Here is a 17670-nt window from a genome sequence, read left to right on the forward strand (position 1 = left end):
CGTCGGTGGAGTAACTGACAGCCAGCTCCCACAGTTAGTCTTCATTGATTGTCAGGGTTGTGTCCCCACCCATTTGCGAGGTTTCAACGGATGAGACTCCTCGGCATTCTATGCCTGCTCCTCACCCTCAATGGCTGCAGCTCGCTGCTGTTCTACCCCGAGCCCGGCCTGCCGTTCACTCCACAGCAGGCGCGCCTGGAATACCGTGACGTCACCCTGACCACCGCCGATGGCCTGAAGTTGCGGGCCTGGTGGCTGCCAGCCAAGGCGGGCGTGCCGCTCAAGGGCACGGTGCTGCACCTGCACGGTAATGGGGGCAACCTCTCCGGGCACCTGGGCGGCAGTTGGTGGTTGCCGGCCCAGGGCTATCAAGTGCTGATGCTGGACTATCGCGGCTATGGCGTGTCAGAAGGCAAACCTTCGTTGCCGGCCATTTACCAGGATCTGGATGCCGCCTTCCAGTGGCTCGACCAGGCCCCTGAAACCCAAGGGCAGCCGCTGGTGGTCCTCGGCCAGAGCCTGGGCGGGGCGTTGGCCGTGCATTACCTGGCCGCGCACCCCGAGCGACAGCCCCGGCTCAAGGCGCTGGTGCTCGATGGCGTGCCTGCCAGTTATCGTGATGTAGGGCAATTCGCCCTGAGCACTTCCTGGCTAACATGGCCGTTCCAGGTGCCGTTGTCGTGGCTGGTGCCAGACGCCGACAGTGCGATCCATGGCATGCCACAGCTGACTGGCGTGCCGAAACTGCTGTTCCATAGCCTGGATGATCCGATCGTGCCGCTTTCCAACGGCATCCGTCTGTATCAAGCTGCGCCGCCGCCAAGGGTGTTGCAACTGACCCGGGGTGGGCATGTGCAGACCTTTGCCGACAAGACCTGGCAAACCGTAATGCTGCGCTATCTTGACGATCCGCAGCATTTCAACGGTTTGCGCCGCCTGGGGGAAATCCCCAATTATCCGGCGGCTGCCAATCCTAAAACCGAATCATCAGAGAGCCCGCAATGAGCGAAGAACGCAACATGATCCCCCTGATCCTCACCGGCATCGGCACCATCATCGGTACCGTTGGCTGCCTGTGGTACTACGGCTACCTGCACTTCGCCAAGCCTGAGGATGCGTTGCTGCTCAGCGACTACACCATGCTCAAGACCGTGCCCGGCGAGGACTACAAAGTTTCCCTGACCCCGGCTCCCCAAGTGGCGCAATGCGTCGATGGTGTGCTGGTGCTGTTCGATACCGAGCAAAAGGGGCTGACGGGCGTGCTGGTGAACAGCAAGAAGCAGGCGGTGCGTTGCATGGGCCAGGAAACCCCGCAACTGCAGGAGTGAGCCTACCGGTAGTTTTTGGAACCATATTCCGTATGACACCACTGATTGGGTCGTCAGCAGCGCTGACGAGTAACCCTTAATTACGTGGAGTATCACTATGAGTATTAATGGAGTAGGCGGTGGTGGCAGCGGGTTCGGTAACTTCGGCAGCGCCGGCATGGGGGATTCCGGCAATATGGTTGGCAAGGGCGTCGAAGGCGGTCAGCAGCAGGGCGGTATGGACCCTGAAGCGCTGAAGAAACTCCTGGCGCAACTGTTGGGCGGTGCGGGAGGTGCAGGCGGCTCCCAGGGCAGTGGCGGCAGTGGCGGTGGTAACGAGGAAGAGGACCCGCTGCGCAAGCAGATGAGTGGCGATCAGCAGCAAGGCATGCAGATGCCTCAAGAGAACAACAGCCAAATCAATTTCGGCTGATCCGCAGAGTCTGCCCGCAGTTCTTATGCAAAAAAGCCCTGCCTGGAACACAGGCAGGGCTTTCAGACCAGTAGCTGTCAGTCGGTTATTGAACCGAAGAACGTGGCTTGACCGGCTGGTTGTCGTTGGAGATGGTCACTTCAACGCGGCGGTTCATGGCACGGCCCGAAACGCTGGCGTTATCGGCAACCGGGTATGCCTTGCCGTAGCCAGCAGTCACGATGCGGCTTGGGTTAACGCCCATCTTGATCAGTGCGACCTGCACCGAAGTAGCGCGGCGCTCGGACAAGGTCTGGTTGTAGGCATCGCTGCCGGTGCTGTCGGTGTAGCCTTCGATAATGACTTTACGATCCGGGTTTTCCTGGAGGAATTGCGCCAGTTTGTTGATGTTCACCAGGCCGCTGGATTTCAGATCAGCCTTGCTGGTAGCGAACAGCACATCACCAAAGGTCACCAGGGTCCCGCGTTCAGTCTGCTTGGCGTTCAAGCTGCTTTGCAGTTGCTTGATCTGCGCGTCACGGGCTTCGAGCAGGGCGCGGGCACGTTGGTCGCCAGCGTTTTTCAGCTTGGCTTCGGACTCGCGCAGGGCGATGGTGTCCTTGGCCACTTCAACGCGCTGGTTGGTCAGGTAGGCCAGTTGGTCGACCTTCTTCTCGTCTTCCTTGTCGCGGTACGCCTTGTCAGCCTTGTCCAGCCATTCGCTGGCGTCCTTGGTTTCCAGGGCGGCGATTTTGGTCGCTTGCGGGTTGGCTTGCAGGGCCGAGAAGTTGGTCCGTGCGTTTTCCAGGTTCGCGTTAGGCGGGGTGGAGCAAGCCGCCAGTGCAACGCTCATCGCCAGCAGGGCAGGGATCATCAATTGTTTACGCATAGTGGTTTCGTCCTTTCAATTCGATTTCGGGTGCGATGCAAACAATGGCGGTGCTTACTTCTGCTGGATCACAGCAGGGCGCATGCCTTCGTTACGCAGCTCCTCAACAGCCTTCTGAGAATCCTTCAGCGCCAGATCGGCCTTGGCAGCCTGGGCCTTGCGCTCTGCCACGCGAGCGTCCCACTCAGCCTGCTCGGCCAGACGACGGGCTTCGTCGTATTTCTTGTCATGCATGGCCAGCTCGGCTTGCTTGAGCTTGTCCTGTGCAGCTTTCATTTCCACGGCAGCGTATTCGGTACCGCCAGCGCTTACAGCGCTGTTCACGGCCGATTGGGTCACTGCGTACTGTTCGGTCGGCGGGTTGCCGGCGCAGCCCGCGAGGACGAAGCTGGTGCCGATTGCCAACGCGGCCAATTTGAGCCCGCGCAGGTGGTTAAACGAGGATTTGGCAGTGCTGGTCTTCATCGTCTTCAACTCCATTAGATAACTCCTGAAAAACATCAAATCCATCTACGGTGTTCAGCGTCTGCGTTTGGCGGTGAAGCTCAGTGTGCCTTTTCAAACGCCTGTTCCAAGTGATGGCTTACTGGCTGTGACCCGAGGCTTTTTTGAATAGTTCAGCCAAAGATGGCGATTTGCCCGAAAAAAAATCTGAACAAATCTGACTGAGGGGTCAGCGATAAAAAATCGGAACTTTTGCCACCTGCAGCGGTATGCCGGGCCTATGAAAGGCCCGGTACGCTGGGGGATGGTTTTTATCAGCGAATGTGGATCAGTGTTTCTGATCGTCAGGCGTGGCTGACATATCGTGCAGGTAGCGCCGCGACAGCGACAGGAAACGCGGCGTGGGGCCGACGTCTTCATACAACGGGTCACCCTCTTCATCGGTGGCAACTACATGCTGGCCCCGGATATACGGAAAGCTGGCTTCCAGCTCTTCCAGGGCGGCGCCAATCAGCTCGCCGAGCAATTCCTCGGTGCTGCGCTTGGGGTACATCTCGCGGATGGCCGCCAACCGGGCAGCGGCCTCGACATCCAGGTGGATGGCATATTCGGTCTTGGTCAGGCGACCCTTGGCGGTTTCTTCCCATTGCTGGGCCAGTTCTCGGATTTTCATGGCAACCTCAGTGATGCCCGGGGTAGCGGGCGGTGATGAGTGACCAGTCGTAGCGTGGATAACGCGACGACGTACCCTTGAGACTAGCTGCAACCGCCAAGGTTTAAAGTTCCTTGTCAGACCAAGGCTTGATCGGCACTCTTAAAGATCAAAGCATCACGGATTCCTGGCTGGAGATTGGCTGATGAGCGATATCGATGCACGTTTGCGTGAAGATGTTCACCTGTTGGGTGAATTGCTGGGCAACACGATTCGAGAACAGTACGGTGATGAGTTCCTCGCCAAGATCGAGCAGATTCGCAAGGGCGCCAAGGCCGATCGCCGGGGCGGGACCACGGATGCAGCGGCCGGTGAAGAACTCAGCGCCAGCCTCAACCAGTTGCAGGAAGACGAGCTGCTGCCGGTAGCACGGGCGTTCAACCAGTTCCTCAACCTGGCCAATATCGCCGAGCAGTACCAACTGATTCATCGGCGCGATGAGTCCCAGCCGGCCCCGTTCGAATCGCGGGTGCTGCCCGAGTTGCTGGCGCGGCTGCAGAGTGAGGGCCACAGCAGCGAATCCCTGGCCCGGCAGTTGGCGCGGCTGGAGATCGAACTGGTACTCACTGCCCACCCGACCGAAGTCGCGCGCCGCACCCTGATCCAGAAATACGACGCCATCGCCGCACAACTGGCCTTGCAGGATCACCGTGACCTGACCAGCGCCGAGCGCGAGCAGATTCGCCAACGCCTGCAACGGCTGATCGCCGAAGCCTGGCACACCGAAGAAATCCGCCGTACCCGGCCCACCCCGGTGGACGAGGCCAAGTGGGGCTTTGCGGTGATCGAGCATTCGCTGTGGCACGCGATCCCCAACTACCTGCGCAAGGCCGATCAAGCCTTGCACGCTGCCACCGGCCTGCGCCTGCCCCTGGAGGCGGCGCCGATCCGTTTCGCCTCGTGGATGGGTGGCGACCGTGACGGCAACCCCAACGTGACGGCGCCGGTGACCCGTGAAGTGTTGCTGCTGGCGCGCTGGATGGCGGCAGATCTGTATTTACGGGATATCGACCACCTGGCCTCGGAACTGTCCATGCAGCAGGCCAGCCCTGAGTTGCAGGCCAAGGTCGGCGACAGCGTCGAACCTTATCGGGCCTTGCTCAAACAACTGCGCGAACGCCTGCGCGCTACCCGCAACTGGGCGCACGCGGCGTTGACCGGCAGCCTCCCGGCGCCGGCCGATGTGCTGCAAAACAATCGTGACCTGCTGGAGCCGCTGGAGCTGTGCTACCAGTCCCTGCACGCCTGCGGCATGGGCGTGATTGCCGACGGCCCGCTCCTCGATTGCCTGCGCCGTGCAGTGACATTCGGCCTGTTCCTGGTACGCCTGGATGTACGCCAGGATTCCAGCCGGCATTCGGCGGCGATGACCGAAATCACCGATTACCTGGGTCTGGGTCGCTATGAGGACTGGGACGAAGACGCGCGCATCACCTTCCTGATGAAGGAGTTGGCCAATCGTCGCCCGTTGTTGCCGGGGTATTTCAAGCCTTCGGCCGATACCGCCGAAGTGCTCAATACCTGTAAGGAAATCGCCGCTGCGCCGGCGGCTTCCCTCGGTTCCTACGTCATCTCCATGGCGGGCGCGGCATCCGATGTGCTGGCAGTGCAGTTGCTGCTCAAGGAGTCCGGGGTGCAGCGGCCGATGCGTGTGGTGCCGTTGTTCGAGACCCTGGCCGACCTGGACAACGCCGGCCCGGTAATCGAGCGCCTGTTGCTGCTGCCCGGTTATCGCGCGCGCTTGCAAGGCCCGCAGGAAGTGATGATCGGCTATTCGGACTCGGCCAAGGACGCCGGCACCACGGCTGCGGCCTGGGCCCAATACCGGGCCCAGGAACGCCTGGTGGATATCTGTCGCGAGCAGCAGGTGGAACTGTTGTTGTTCCATGGTCGCGGCGGCACCGTGGGCCGTGGCGGCGGCCCGGCCCATGCGGCGATTCTGTCGCAGCCACCGGGCTCGGTAGCCGGGCGTTTCCGCACCACCGAGCAGGGCGAGATGATTCGTTTCAAGTTCGGCTTGCCGGATATCGCTGAGCAGAACCTCAATCTGTACCTGGCCGCGGTGCTGGAGGCGACCTTGTTGCCACCGCCACCACCGGAGCCGGCCTGGCGCCATTTGATGGATGAATTGGCGGCTGATGGTGTCAGCGCCTATCGCGCGGTGGTGCGGGAAAATCCGCAGTTCGTCGAGTACTTCCGCCAGTCCACTCCCGAGCAGGAACTGGGCCGCTTGCCCCTGGGCAGTCGCCCGGCCAAGCGCCGTGCCGGCGGCATCGAGAGCCTGCGCGCAATCCCGTGGATCTTCGGCTGGACCCAGACCCGCCTGATGCTGCCGGCCTGGCTCGGCTGGGAAGCGGCATTGAGCAAGGCCCTGGAGCGCGGCGAAGGTGAATTGCTGGGGCAGATGCGCGAACAATGGCCGTTCTTCCGCACCCGTATCGACATGCTGGAAATGGTCCTGGCCAAGGCTGACGCCGATATCGCCCGGCTCTATGACCAGCGCCTGGTGCAAGCCGACCTGTTGCCATTGGGTGCGCATTTACGCGACCTATTGTCGCAGGCCTGCGCCGTGGTGCTTGGCCTGACCGGCCAGTCGCAGCTGCTGGCCCATAGCCCCGACACCCTGGAGTTCATCCGCCTGCGCAACACCTACCTCGACCCGTTGCACCTGTTGCAGGCTGAACTGCTGGCCCGCTCCCGCCAGCAGGAAGCGACACAGGACAGCCCTCTGGAACAGGCGCTGCTGGTGTCCGTGGCCGGTATTGCCGCCGGGCTGCGTAACACCGGCTGACATTTCTGGCGTGTTCTCAAGGGCTTGCACACAAAACCGCCGGCTGACCCGAAAGGGCTGTGCCGGCGGTTTTGTGTCCGGGTTGCACCAAGGGATACCGCGACCAAAAGGCTTGTGTGGTGCGGGTTCTTCCGACTTTTGGCGGCTTGTGTGGTTAGGGCTCGCTGTGTATCTTGATCAGCCTTTGGCCGGTTGGGCGGCCTGGATTCGTATTTTTACGAGCATATTCTACGAGATTGGCCCCACGCGGCGAATCCGAGCGTCATCTCTATAAAAAATTGAGGAGCACATCGATGCGCGTCATTCTGCTGGGAGCTCCCGGGGCCGGTAAAGGTACTCAGGCAAAGTTCATCACTGAAAAGTTCGGCATTCCACAAATCTCCACTGGCGACATGCTGCGCGCTGCCGTCAAGGCCGGCACCGAGCTGGGCCTGATCGCCAAGAGCGTGATGGACAGCGGTGGCCTGGTCTCCGACGACCTGATCATCAACCTGGTCAAGGAACGCATCAGCCAGGACGACTGCAAGAACGGTTTCCTGTTCGACGGTTTCCCACGCACCATTCCCCAGGCCGAAGCCCTGGTGAAAGCCGGCGTCGAGCTGGACGCTGTGGTTGAAATCGCCGTTGAAGATGAAGAGATCGTCCAGCGTATCGCCGGTCGCCGCGTTCACGAAGCCTCGGGCCGCGTCTACCACATCGTCTATAACCCGCCAAAAGTGGCTGGCAAGGATGATGTAACCGGTGATGACCTGGTGCAGCGCAAAGACGACACCGAGGAAACCGTGCGTCATCGCCTGTCGGTCTACCACTCCCAGACCAAGCCGCTGGTAGAGTTCTACCAGAAGCTGTCGGCTGCCCAGGGCAAGCCGAAATACAGCCACATCCCGGGCGTTGGCTCGGTGGAAGCCATCACCGCCAAGGTGCTGGAAGCGCTGAACTGATCTGACGATTGGCTTGACGTTCAACGGCCCGCTTGCGGGCCGTTGTTGTTTATACTGGCGCACTTTTTTTCGATTTGGACACCCATACCGATGAGCACCCTGCTGGCCCTGGACACCGCGACTGAAGCTTGCTCCGTTGCCCTGCTGCATAACGGCAAGGTCACGAGCCACTATGAGGTGATCCCGCGCCTGCACGCGCAAAAGCTGCTGCCGATGATCAAGCAGCTATTGCTCGATGCCGGCACCACCCTGTCGGCGGTAGACGCCATCGCCTTTGGCCGCGGCCCGGGTGCATTCACCGGCGTGCGCATCGCCATCGGTGTGGTGCAGGGCCTGGCGTTTGCCCTGGAGCGGCCGGTACTGCCGGTGTCCAACCTGGCCGTGTTGGCCCAGCGCGCGTTGCGTGAACATGGCGCACGCCAGGTCGCGGCCGCCATTGATGCGCGGATGGATGAGGTCTATTGGGGCTGCTACCGCGAAACCGCTGGTGAGATGCGCCTGGTCGGCGTCGAGGCCGTGCAGCCGCCCGAGGCCGCCGCGTTGCCGGCCGATGCCAGTGGCGACTGGTTTGGCGCTGGTACGGGGTGGGGTTATGGCGAACGTATCGCCGTGGCCACGGCCGGCCAGGATGCCGGGATGTTGCCCCATGCCGAAGACCTGCTGAGCCTGGCGCGTTTTGCCTGGGAGCGCGGCGAGGCGATCCCGGCTGATCAGGCCGCTCCGGTGTACCTACGCGATAAAGTGGCGCAGACCAAGGCCGAGCGCGGGCTCTAGGCTTATTGCGCTCAGCCTCTAGTATGGGAGCTGCCGAGCCCCACCGTTGATCGCAGGCAATTCGCGCCAATCGTCAGAATTTGCCCCTGGGTTTAAACCTTTGCCCGTTTATGTGTTCTAGTTATCACCAGAGCATTTGCGTGCCAAGGAAAGTGCCGCTAAATTGCCATCATTGATAGCGGATCTGCATGTATGCGTATAGACGGCTTTTCTACCCAGTCCTACCCCCTCAAGCGCAAGCCACGCAAGGCGAACGTGACGGTAGACGAGTCCGTCGAAGAATCCCCCGACTTTATTGAAGTCCAGCCCGAAACCTCCCAGGGCGCGGCAGTTTCCGCCCGTGCCCAAGGTGCCAGCGGTTCGCGTATCGGCGGCGTTCCGGCCCGCCAGCAAGACATGATCTTCCCGCGCTCCATGAGCAAAAACGTCGCTACGGCCCTGGCCAGCTACCTGACCACTGCCGGCTTTGTCGAATGGGATATGGAAGTGCTGGGTCTCGATATCCACATCTGATGCTGTTGCCTTATTTCCTCGGTTGCCCGTCCTGGAGTGAAAACACCTGGCGCGAGTACCTGTATCCGCAAGACGCCCGCGCCACGGATTTTCTCGGGCTGTATTGCCAAGTGTTCAATGCCTGCGAAGGCAACACCACCTTCTACGCGCGGCCCTCGGTGGCCACCGTGCAGCGCTGGGCCGAGATCATGCCCGCGCACTTTCGGTTTACCGCCAAATTTCCCGGTGATATCAGCCACAGTGCCGACCTGCGCGAACAGTTGCCCGCCGCCGAAAGCTTTCTTGGCTTGATGAGCCCGCTGGGCGAGCGGGTGTCGCCGTTGTGGCTGCAACTGCCGGCCAGCTTCACCCCGCAGCGGCTGGGGGAGCTGGCAGGGTTTATCGACGGTCTGGAGCGTCCGTTGGCGGTGGAGGTGCGTCATCGTGAGTTCTTCGCCAAGGGTGACGCCGAGCGCAGCCTCAACCGCCTGCTGCGTGATCGCGGGGTCGAGCGTATCTGCCTGGATCCACGAGCTTTGTTCAGTTGCACGTCGACTTCGGCAGCGGTGCTCCACGCCCAATCGAAAAAGCCCAAGGTACCGCCCCGGCCAGCGGCGTTGACCCAGTTTCCCCAGGTACGCTTTATCGGCCACCCGGACCTGGAAGCCAACGACCCGTTCCTCGTGCCGTGGCTTGAGAAAGTCGCAGGCTGGATTGAGGAGGGGCGCACGCCTTATGTGTTCCTGCACACCTCGGATAACCGCCTGGCGGCCCAACTGGCCATACGCTTTCATCAGCAATTGATGGAGCGGTTGCCGGGGTTGCCGGCGTTGGCGCAGTTGCATCGGGAGCCCGCGGTGGAGCAACTGGGGTTACTCTAGGGTTCTTTTGTGCCTGGAGTCAGTCATGGATGCCCAAACCCTTCGCGCCGAATCCTTTCGAGCCCTGCACGAGCGTGATCGTGCATTCGTGATGCCCAACCCGTGGGACGCCGGTTCCGCCAAGATGCTCGCCAGCCTCGGTTTTGAAGCCCTGGCCACTACCAGCGCGGGTTTTGCCTTCAGTCTGGGGCGCCCGGATGCTGAAGGCGCGCTATCGCTGGAGGATACTCTGGGCAACGCCGGGATGATCGTTCAGGCCACCGCGCTGCCGGTGGCGGCGGACCTGGAAAACGGCTTCAGCGATACGCCTCAAGGTTGTGCCCAGAGCCTGTTGCGGGCAGCCGCTACCGGCATCGTCGGCGGTTCTATCGAAGACGCTACCGGGATTGCGGTCGACCCGATCTACCCCTTTGATCTGTCTGTAGAACGCATCGAGGCTGCCGTCGCTGCGGCACGCAGCTTGCCATTTCCCTTCATGCTGACGGCCCGTGCGGAGAACCTCCTACATGGTCGCCTGGATTTTCCCGACACTATTCGCCGTTTGCAGGCCTACGCCGAAGCGGGTGCCGACGTGCTGTATGCCCCGGGCCTGCGCAGTGCTGAGGAAGTATTGGCGGTGGTGCGGGCGGTGGCGCCAAAACCGGTGAATGTGTTGATGTCAGGTGGCCTCAAGCTCTCGGTGGCGCAACTGAGCGAGATGGGCGTCAAGCGCATCAGCGTCGGCTCGGCCATGGCCCTGGCGGCCTATGGGGAGTTCTTCAGGGCCGCGCGGGAGGTTCAGGAGCTGGGAACCTTCACCTTTACCGAGCGCTCGATGCCGTTCAGCCAGGCAAATCAGTTGTGCAAGGGTTGAGACGTGGCTTTTTTCAAAGTGTTGGGTGTGTTGCTGCTACTCGCGGGTGGCCTACTCGTAGGCATCTGGCGCGGCTGGGTGCCGCTGCCCGCCGAGTGGAACCCCTGGGCGCCCTTGGATGTGCAAGCTGCGCCTAACCTGCTGACCCGCTTCAAACTGGGGCGCTTGCAGGACGATCCCACCCTGTGCGACCAGGTGCTGAAAACCTCCGGGTTGCGGGTCAGCCATCAAGCGGACAGCCCGGCGGATGCGGCTTGCCCATTGCGCAACACGTTGCGGGTTCAGGGCGCGGAGGTGGGGTTGAGCAGCAGTTTTCTCGCCAGTTGCCCCTTGGCGGTGGCGTTTGCCCTGTTCGAGCGCCACAGCTTGCAGCCGGCTGCCCAGGCGGTGTTTGGCCAGGCGGTGACGCGGGTCGATCACCTCGGCAGTTTTGCCTGCCGCAACATGTATGGGCGGGCTGAAGGGCGACTCAGCCAGCATGCCTCGGCCAATGCTCTGGACATTGCCGGGTTTCGCCTGGCGGATGGGCGCAGCATCAATGTGTTGAAGGATTGGCCAGGAGAGGGTGCCAGCGCACGCTTTCTGCGGCAGGTGCGCGACAGTGCGTGCAATGATTTCAACGTGGTCTTGAGCCCGGATTACAACGCCGCCCATCGCAACCATTTCCATTTGGATATGGGGCGTTGGTGGGTGTGCCGCTAAGGGTCAGGCCGCCAGGCGCAGGTTGTTGAGGATCAATGGGCGGGCCCAGCCGCAATCGAAGTCCAGGGCCTTTTGCTGTTGCACCAGTTCCTCGTCGGGGTATGGCTCGGCCGCCGGTGGCAGCAGGTCCAGTTCGAATTCGGCAATCGGCAGGAACAGCGGCTTGGGTTGCGGCGCCGGGCCTGGCTCGGGCAATGGCTGGCCGGCGGTCAGGACAATCGGTCGTACCCAGCCACTCTCGAAGTTCTGCTGGCGTTGCTGGGCAACGATTTCATCCTCCGGGAACGGCACGGCCGCCGGTGGCAGCAACTCCAGTTCGAACTCGGCAATCGGCAGGAACAGTGGCTCAGGCGGGGCGATCTCGGTGTCCTGGACATCGCAATGACGCTGGGTGACGATTTGCGTCAGCAGGTCGCTGCCGGCGCTGGGTTCGACCGAGGCATCCACCGGCACCGGATCGGCGGCCAGCTGCGCACCTGGCTCCTGGCCAAGCTGCTCGGCCAACGCCCGGGCGAAGAAGTCCTGCCACACATGACTGACGCCGGCCAGCGCTTGGGTATTGCGCAGGCCGAAGTGGTTGTGGGTCGGCAGGACACCGGTGAATAGGGAATGAATGTCTGACATTTCTCTCGGTCGACGCTCAGGGTCTGGCAAAATGCCTGATCCTTTTTTATCGGCCGCTGTTTGCCGATCCTTAATATTTTTGAGCGTAGTAAACGATGAGCGAACAAACCGCGGCCAGCCGCATTCGGGTCGAGGCCTTGGCCGACGGTTTTCAGGGCCGTGCCCAGCACTGGGCCGAGCAGCTCGGTTTGCCTGTGCAACTGGCGGACGCCGATTTTGCCCTGCAAGTGGGTGAGCATGGCCTGCAACTGCAACAGCTGGGCCCGGATGCGCCTGGCCCGGTGCGGGTGGATTTTGTCGAGGGCGGTGCTGCCCATCGGCGGCTCTATGGGGGTGGCAGCGGGCAGATGATTGCCAAGGCGGTGGGGGTCTCGCAAGGCGTGCGCCCGCGAGTGCTGGATGCCACGGCCGGCCTGGGTAAGGATGCCTTCGTGCTGGCCAGCCTGGGCTGCGAGATGAGCCTGATCGAACGTCAGCCGCTGATCGGTGCCTTGCTCGAAGATGGTCTGGCGCGTGGGGCGGAGGATTTTGAAGTGGCGCCGATTGTTGCGCGGATGACCCTGCTCAAGGGCAATTCCATCGAGGTGATGCGTAATTGGGAAGGTGAGCCGCCGCAGGTGATCTACCTCGACCCAATGTTTCCCCATCGGGAGAAAACCGCCCTGGTGAAGAAGGAAATGCGCCTGTTCCGCCCGCTGGTGGGTGACGATCCGGATGCCCCGGCATTGCTCGCGGCGGCCTTGGCCCTGGCCAGCCACCGGGTGGTGGTGAAGCGCCCACGCAAGGCGCCGTGCATTGAGGGGCCCAAGCCGAGCCATGCGCTGGATGGCAAATCCAGCCGGTACGATATTTATCCGAAGAAAGCGCTCAAGGCCGGTACGCCCGCATAAACAATCCCACCACTTCCTGCACATGCTCCTCGGCGGCCGCTTCGCTCAAGCGTTCGCCGCAGCCATACAGCAAGCAGAAGTTTGCCGTGCCCTTGAGCAGGCAAAAGAAGTGCTCGGCTGCGGTAAATGGCTTGTCGATGCGCAATGCGCCACTTTGATTGATCTTGCCCAGCAGGCGCTCCATGCCCTGCAACATCCGCATGGGGCCGGCTTCGAAGAAGATCTGCGACAGCTTCGGATCCTGATTGCCTGAGGTCATCATCAGGCGATGCAGGTTCACCGATTCCTCGCTGTTGATCAGCAGGTGAAAGCCTCGGGCGATGTTCAGCAGCACCTTCTCCACTGGCACGTCGTCCGGCAACTCGAAATACATCACCGGCAGTTGTGCTTCGCACTTGGCTTCGACGGCGGCGGTGAACAGCGTTTCCTTGTCGGTGAAGTGGCTGTAGACCGTCAGTTTCGACACGCCAGCCTCAACGGCCACGGCATCCATGCTGGTACTCGCGTAACCATTGCTCAAAAACAGGATTTTCGCCGCGTCGAGGATTGCCTGGCGTTTTGCCATGTCCTTGGGGCGCCCGGGGCTATTGGTGTTTACAGGATTGTCGGACATTTTCACTTTAATACTGGACTGGTGAGTTTGGTATTAATAACATACTGGCCAGTATAATTACTCCAAGCACCATTTGCGAAAGGTCCTTCAGCATGCGCAGCATTTTCCTGCACCTCGCGTTGCCTGCCAGCCTTGCTCTTTTATTGGCTGCCTGCGGCCATGAAGAAGCGGCCCAAACCACCGTCCGCCCGGCCATGGTGGTGCAGCCACAGCCCTCGGCGCTGGCAATGGACAGTTATCCAGGCGAGGTTCGCGCCCGTTATGAGCCGGACCTGGCCTTTCGCATTGGTGGCAAAGTCAGTCGCCGGCTGGTGGAGGAGGGCGAGCGCGTCAAGGCCAACCAGCCGCTGGCAGAGCTCGATCCCCAGGATGTACGCCTGCAACTGCAGGCCACCCGTGCCCAGGTCACGGCAGCCGAGGCCAACCTGAGCCTGGTGCGGGCCGAGCGTGATCGCTACAAGACCCTGATGGACCGTCAGATGGTCAGCCGTTCCCAGTACGACAATTCCGAAAACCTCTACCGTTCTGGTGTCGCACGCCTGCAGCAGATCAAGGCTGAATTCGACGTGGCCAACAACCAGGCCGGCTATGCCGTGCTGCGCGCACCCCAGGATGGCGTGGTCGCCAAGCGTGCAGTGGAAGTCGGGCAAGTAGTGTCGGCCGGGCAGACCGTGTTCACCCTGGCCACCGATGGCGAGCGTGAAGTGTTGATCAGCTTCCCGGAGCAGAGCTTCGGTCGCTTCAAGGTCGGCCAGCCGGTCTCCGTGGAGCTGTGGAGCCAGCCCGACCAACGCTTCGAGGGGCGCATTCGCGAGCTGTCGCCGGCGGCCGATCCCAAGTCGCGCACCTTCGCCGCCCGTGTCGCCTTCAACGCCGGTAAAGTCCCGGCGGAGCTGGGGCAGAGCGCGCGGGTCTTTATCCAGGCCGACGGCGTGATTCCGTTGTCGGTGCCGCTGTCTGCCCTCAGCGCAGAGAACGGCGCGTCCTACGTCTGGTTGGTCAAGCCGGATAACACCCTCAAGCGCACGGCCGTGCGCATCGGCGCGTTCGGCGAAAAAAGCGTACCGGTGCTTGAAGGCCTGAGCCCCTCCGACTGGGTGATTGCCGCCGGTGTCCATGTGCTCCATGAGGGCCAGCAAGTACGCCCGGTGGATCGCTCCAACCGGGTGGTGAATCTGGCGGCCAACAAGGAGTAGTCCCCGATGGGTTTCAATCTTTCCGAATGGGCGTTGCGCAATCGCCAGATCGTCCTGTTCCTGATGCTGCTGCTGGCCGTCGTCGGTACGTTGTCCTACACCAAGCTGGGGCAAAGTGAAGACCCGCCGTTCACCTTCAAAGCCATGGTCATCAAGACCAACTGGCCAGGGGCCACGGCCCAGGAAGTCTCGCGCCAGGTCACCGAGCGCATTGAAAAGAAGCTAATGGAAACCGGCGAGTACGAGCGCATTGTCTCGTTCTCCCGCCCGGGCGAATCCCAGGTCACGTTTATTGCGCGGGACTCGATGCACTCGGCGCAGATTCCCAACCTGTGGTACCAGGTGCGCAAGAAGATCAGCGATATCCGCCAGACCCTGCCACCGGACATCCAGGGCCCGTTCTTCAACGACGAATTCGGCACCACCTTTGGCAATATCTACGCCCTGACCGGCGAGGGTTTTGACTACGCGGTGCTCAAGGACTACGCCGACCGCATCCAGATCCAGCTGCAACGGGTGCCGGATGTGGGCAAGGTCGATCTGCTGGGGTTGCAGGACGAGAAGATCTGGATCGAGCTGTCCAACCTCAAGCTCGCCACCCTCGGCCTGCCCCTGGCGGCGGTGCAGCAGGCGTTGCAGGAGCAGAACGCGGTGTCCACCGCCGGGTTCTTTGAGACCCCGAGCGAGCGCGTGCAACTGCGGGTGTCGGGTAACTTCAAGACGGTCGAAGAGATCCGCAATTTCCCGATCCGCGTCGGCGACCGCACCTTCCGCATCGGCGATGTGGCCGAGATTCACCGGGGCTTCAACGACCCACCGGCGCCACGTATGCGCTATATGGGTGACGACGCAATCGGCCTGGCCGTGGCCATGCGCGATGGTGGCGATATCCTGGTACTGGGCAAGGCCCTGGAGGGCGAGTTCGCACGCCTGCAGAAGAACCTTCCGGCAGGCATGGAACTGCGCAAGGTGTCGGACCAGCCGGCTGCGGTGAAGACCAGCGTGGGCGAATTCGTCCAGGTCTTGGCCGAGGCCTTGGCGATTGTATTGCTGGTGAGTTTCTTCTCCCTCGGTGTGCGCACCGGCATGGTGGTGGCACTGGCGATTCCGCTGGTGTTGGCGATGACGTTTGCCTGCATGTATTACCTGGGGATCGGCCTGCACAAGATTTCCCTGGGGGCGCTGGTCCTGGCCCTGGGCCTGTTGGTGGACGACGCGATCATCGCCGTGGAAATGATGGCGATCAAAATGGAGCAGGGCTACGACCGTCTCAAGGCAGCCAGTTTCGCCTGGACCAGTACGGCGTTTCCGATGCTCACCGGTACGCTGATCACCGCAGCCGGCTTCCTGCCGATTGCCACCGCGCAATCGAGTACCGGCGAATACACCCGCTCGATCTTTCAGGTGGTGACCATCGCGCTGCTGGCCTCGTGGGTCGCCGCTGTGGTGTTTGTGCCGTATCTGGGGGAAAAGCTCCTGCCGGATCTGGCGAAAATTCATGCGGCCAAGCACGGTGCTGATGGGCCGGATCCGTACGGCACGCCGTTCTACCAGCGCGTAAGGCGCTGGGTGGAGTGGTGTGTGCGCCGCCGCAAAACCGTGATTGTGCTGACGGTGCTGCTGTTTATCGGCTCGGTGGCGCTGTTCCGTTTTGTCCCGCAACAATTCTTCCCGGCGTCCGGGCGCCTGGAACTGATGGTCGACCTGAAACTGGCGGAAGGCGCCTCCCTGAGCAGCACCGCCGAGCAGGTCAAGCGTCTCGAAGGCTTGCTCAAGGCGCATGAGGGGATCGAAAACTACGTGGCCTATGTCGGCACCGGCTCACCGCGCTTCTACCTGCCCCTGGACCAGCAACTGCCGGCGGCCAGCTTTGCCCAGTTTGTGGTGTTGGCCAAGACCATCGAGGAGCGCGAAACCCTGCGCACCTGGTTGATCGAAACCCTCAACGAGCAATTCCCCGACCTGCGTTCGCGGGTCACCCGCCTGGAGAACGGCCCGCCGGTTGGTTACCCGGTGCAGTTCCGCGTGACTGGAGAGCACATCGAAGAAGTGCGGGCCCTGGCGCGCAAGGTCGCGGCCAAGGTGCGTGAGAACAGCCACGTGGCCAACGTGCATCTGGACTGGGAAGAACCAAGCAAGATCGTCTACCTCAATGTCGACCAGGACCGCGCCCGCGCCTTGGGCGTGAGCACCGTCAACCTGTCGAAATTCCTCCAGAGCTCCCTGACCGGCTCCAGCGTCAGCCAATACAGGGAAGACAACGAGTTGATCGAAATCCTCCTGCGCGGCACCGTGCATGAGCGCACCGAATTGTCGCTGCTGCCGAGCCTGGCGGTGCCGACCGACAACGGCACCAGCGTGGCGCTGTCGCAGATCGCCACCCTGGAATATGGCTTCGAGGAAGGCATTATCTGGCACCGCAACCGCCTGCCAACGGTGACTGTACGTGCTGATATCTACGGCAAGGAGCAACCGGCGACCCTGGTCCAGCAGATCCTGCCGACCCTGGCAGATGTACGTGCCGAATTGCCGGACGGTTACCTGTTGGACGTGGGCGGCACCGTGGAAGACTCCGCCCGAGGGCAGAACTCGGTGAAGGCCGGGGTGCCGCTGTTTATCGTGGTGGTGCTGACCTTGCTGATGCTGCAACTGCGCAGCTTCTCGCGCACGGCCATGGTGTTCCTGACCGCGCCGCTGGGGCTGATCGGGGTGACGCTGTTCCTGCTGGTGTTCCGCCAGCCGTTTGGCTTCGTGGCCATGTTGGGGACCATCGCGTTGTCGGGGATGATCATGCGTAACTCGGTGATCCTGGTGGACCAGATCGAGCAGGACATCAAGGCGGGCCTGGAGCCTTGGCAGGCGATTATCGAAGCCACCGTGCGGCGCTTCCGGCCGATTGTGCTGACGGCCCTGGCGGCGGTGTTGGCGATGATCCCGCTGTCGCGCAGTGTGTTTTTCGGGCCGATGGCGGTGGCGATCATGGGTGGGTTGATTGTGGCGACGGCGTTGACGCTGCTGTTTCTGCCGGCGCTGTATGCGGCGTGGTTCCGGGTCAAGCCGCGCTCGGCATAAGCCTGCGTGAATCGGCTACGCGGTTTAGGAACCTTTTCCTGCGTGTTTGCCACTTAGGGGTACCTGAGTTACAGGTA

The 17670-nt window shown here is 61.9% G+C and carries 18 protein-coding genes; 13 read left to right on the forward strand and 5 right to left on the reverse strand.

Translation table 11 applies throughout. The features are described from left to right. Positions 1-90: 90 nt before the first annotated feature. The 3 genes from HBR94_RS17430 (at position 91) to HBR94_RS17440 (ending at position 1740) form a co-directional block, all read left to right on the forward strand. On the forward strand, positions 91-1005 hold the full coding sequence (locus HBR94_RS17430; protein WP_120731783.1) for an alpha/beta hydrolase: 915 nt from the start codon (positions 91-93) through the stop codon (positions 1003-1005). Further along, the gene (locus HBR94_RS17435) at positions 1002-1328 is read left to right on the forward strand and encodes a hypothetical protein (RefSeq protein WP_057441790.1); all 327 of its coding nucleotides are present in this window, start codon (positions 1002-1004) and stop codon (positions 1326-1328) included. Before HBR94_RS17430 ends, HBR94_RS17435 begins: the two co-directional genes overlap by 4 nt. Before the next feature lie 97 nt (positions 1329-1425). Further along, complete coding sequence (locus HBR94_RS17440) at positions 1426-1740, forward strand: hypothetical protein (protein WP_057445117.1); 315 nt, start codon at positions 1426-1428, stop codon at positions 1738-1740. 85 nt (positions 1741-1825) lie between these two features. Here HBR94_RS17440 and HBR94_RS17445 read toward each other — a convergent pair whose 3' ends face one another. From HBR94_RS17445 to HBR94_RS17455, 3 genes are all read right to left on the reverse strand, one after another. After that, complete coding sequence (locus tag HBR94_RS17445) at positions 1826-2608, reverse strand: OmpA family protein (RefSeq protein WP_057441786.1); 783 nt, start codon at positions 2606-2608, stop codon at positions 1826-1828. Between the two features lie 54 nt (positions 2609-2662). Beyond that, positions 2663-3088 (reverse strand): DUF4398 domain-containing protein, encoded by a 426-nt coding sequence (locus HBR94_RS17450; protein ID WP_115127510.1) that lies wholly within the window; start codon positions 3086-3088, stop codon positions 2663-2665. A gap of 292 nt (positions 3089-3380) precedes the next feature. Next, the gene (locus tag HBR94_RS17455) at positions 3381-3725 is read right to left on the reverse strand and encodes a hypothetical protein (RefSeq protein WP_057441782.1); all 345 of its coding nucleotides are present in this window, start codon (positions 3723-3725) and stop codon (positions 3381-3383) included. A gap of 184 nt (positions 3726-3909) precedes the next feature. Between HBR94_RS17455 and ppc the strand changes: the two genes are divergently transcribed. From ppc to HBR94_RS17490, 7 genes are all read left to right on the forward strand, one after another. Next, positions 3910-6555, forward strand: a complete 2646-nt coding sequence (gene ppc, locus HBR94_RS17460; RefSeq protein ID WP_057441780.1) for a phosphoenolpyruvate carboxylase — start codon at positions 3910-3912, stop codon at positions 6553-6555. Between the two features lie 293 nt (positions 6556-6848). Next, a complete protein-coding gene (gene adk, locus HBR94_RS17465) occupies positions 6849-7496 on the forward strand; it encodes an adenylate kinase (RefSeq protein ID WP_057441778.1) in 648 nt (215 codons plus the stop codon). Between the two features lie 90 nt (positions 7497-7586). Next, positions 7587-8270 carry a tRNA (adenosine(37)-N6)-threonylcarbamoyltransferase complex dimerization subunit type 1 TsaB gene (tsaB, locus tag HBR94_RS17470; protein WP_057958675.1) on the forward strand — a complete coding sequence of 228 codons (684 nt, stop codon included), beginning with the start codon at positions 7587-7589 and terminating at the stop codon, positions 8268-8270. A gap of 192 nt (positions 8271-8462) precedes the next feature. Next, on the forward strand, positions 8463-8783 hold the full coding sequence (locus HBR94_RS17475; RefSeq protein WP_057441774.1) for a hypothetical protein: 321 nt from the start codon (positions 8463-8465) through the stop codon (positions 8781-8783). Next, a complete protein-coding gene (locus HBR94_RS17480) occupies positions 8783-9643 on the forward strand; it encodes a DUF72 domain-containing protein (protein ID WP_170045280.1) in 861 nt (286 codons plus the stop codon). Before HBR94_RS17475 ends, HBR94_RS17480 begins: the two co-directional genes overlap by 1 nt. Positions 9644-9668: 25 nt before the next feature. Beyond that, positions 9669-10496 carry an isocitrate lyase/phosphoenolpyruvate mutase family protein gene (locus HBR94_RS17485; RefSeq protein ID WP_057441771.1) on the forward strand — a complete coding sequence of 276 codons (828 nt, stop codon included), beginning with the start codon at positions 9669-9671 and terminating at the stop codon, positions 10494-10496. A gap of 3 nt (positions 10497-10499) precedes the next feature. Next, a complete protein-coding gene (locus HBR94_RS17490; protein WP_057958676.1) occupies positions 10500-11198 on the forward strand; it encodes an extensin family protein in 699 nt (232 codons plus the stop codon). A gap of 3 nt (positions 11199-11201) precedes the next feature. On the opposite strand, the gene HBR94_RS17495 is transcribed toward HBR94_RS17490, so the two are convergent. Further along, on the reverse strand, positions 11202-11822 hold the full coding sequence (locus HBR94_RS17495; RefSeq protein WP_057441769.1) for a hypothetical protein: 621 nt from the start codon (positions 11820-11822) through the stop codon (positions 11202-11204). A 95-nt stretch (positions 11823-11917) separates the two neighbouring features. Between HBR94_RS17495 and HBR94_RS17500 the strand changes: the two genes are divergently transcribed. Continuing rightward, positions 11918-12712 (forward strand): class I SAM-dependent methyltransferase, encoded by a 795-nt coding sequence (locus HBR94_RS17500; RefSeq protein WP_170045281.1) that lies wholly within the window; start codon positions 11918-11920, stop codon positions 12710-12712. On the opposite strand, the gene HBR94_RS17505 is transcribed toward HBR94_RS17500, so the two are convergent. Continuing rightward, positions 12690-13325 carry a TetR/AcrR family transcriptional regulator gene (locus tag HBR94_RS17505; RefSeq protein ID WP_057958679.1) on the reverse strand — a complete coding sequence of 212 codons (636 nt, stop codon included), beginning with the start codon at positions 13323-13325 and terminating at the stop codon, positions 12690-12692. The two genes, HBR94_RS17500 and HBR94_RS17505, sit on opposite strands and share 23 nt — an antisense overlap. Positions 13326-13417: 92 nt before the next feature. On the opposite strand from HBR94_RS17505, the gene HBR94_RS17510 reads away from it, so the two are divergent. Both HBR94_RS17510 and HBR94_RS17515 read left to right on the forward strand, forming a co-directional pair. Beyond that, entirely contained in the window at positions 13418-14521 is a 1104-nt protein-coding gene (locus HBR94_RS17510; RefSeq protein WP_057958680.1) for an efflux RND transporter periplasmic adaptor subunit, read from the forward strand. A 6-nt stretch (positions 14522-14527) separates the two neighbouring features. Beyond that, positions 14528-17593 (forward strand): efflux RND transporter permease subunit, encoded by a 3066-nt coding sequence (locus HBR94_RS17515; RefSeq protein WP_170045282.1) that lies wholly within the window; start codon positions 14528-14530, stop codon positions 17591-17593. Positions 17594-17670: the final 77 nt, after the last annotated feature.

The sequence above is a fragment of the Pseudomonas sp. WS 5412 genome, from assembly GCF_012985615.1.
Taxonomy (GTDB): domain Bacteria; phylum Pseudomonadota; class Gammaproteobacteria; order Pseudomonadales; family Pseudomonadaceae; genus Aquipseudomonas; species Aquipseudomonas shahriarae.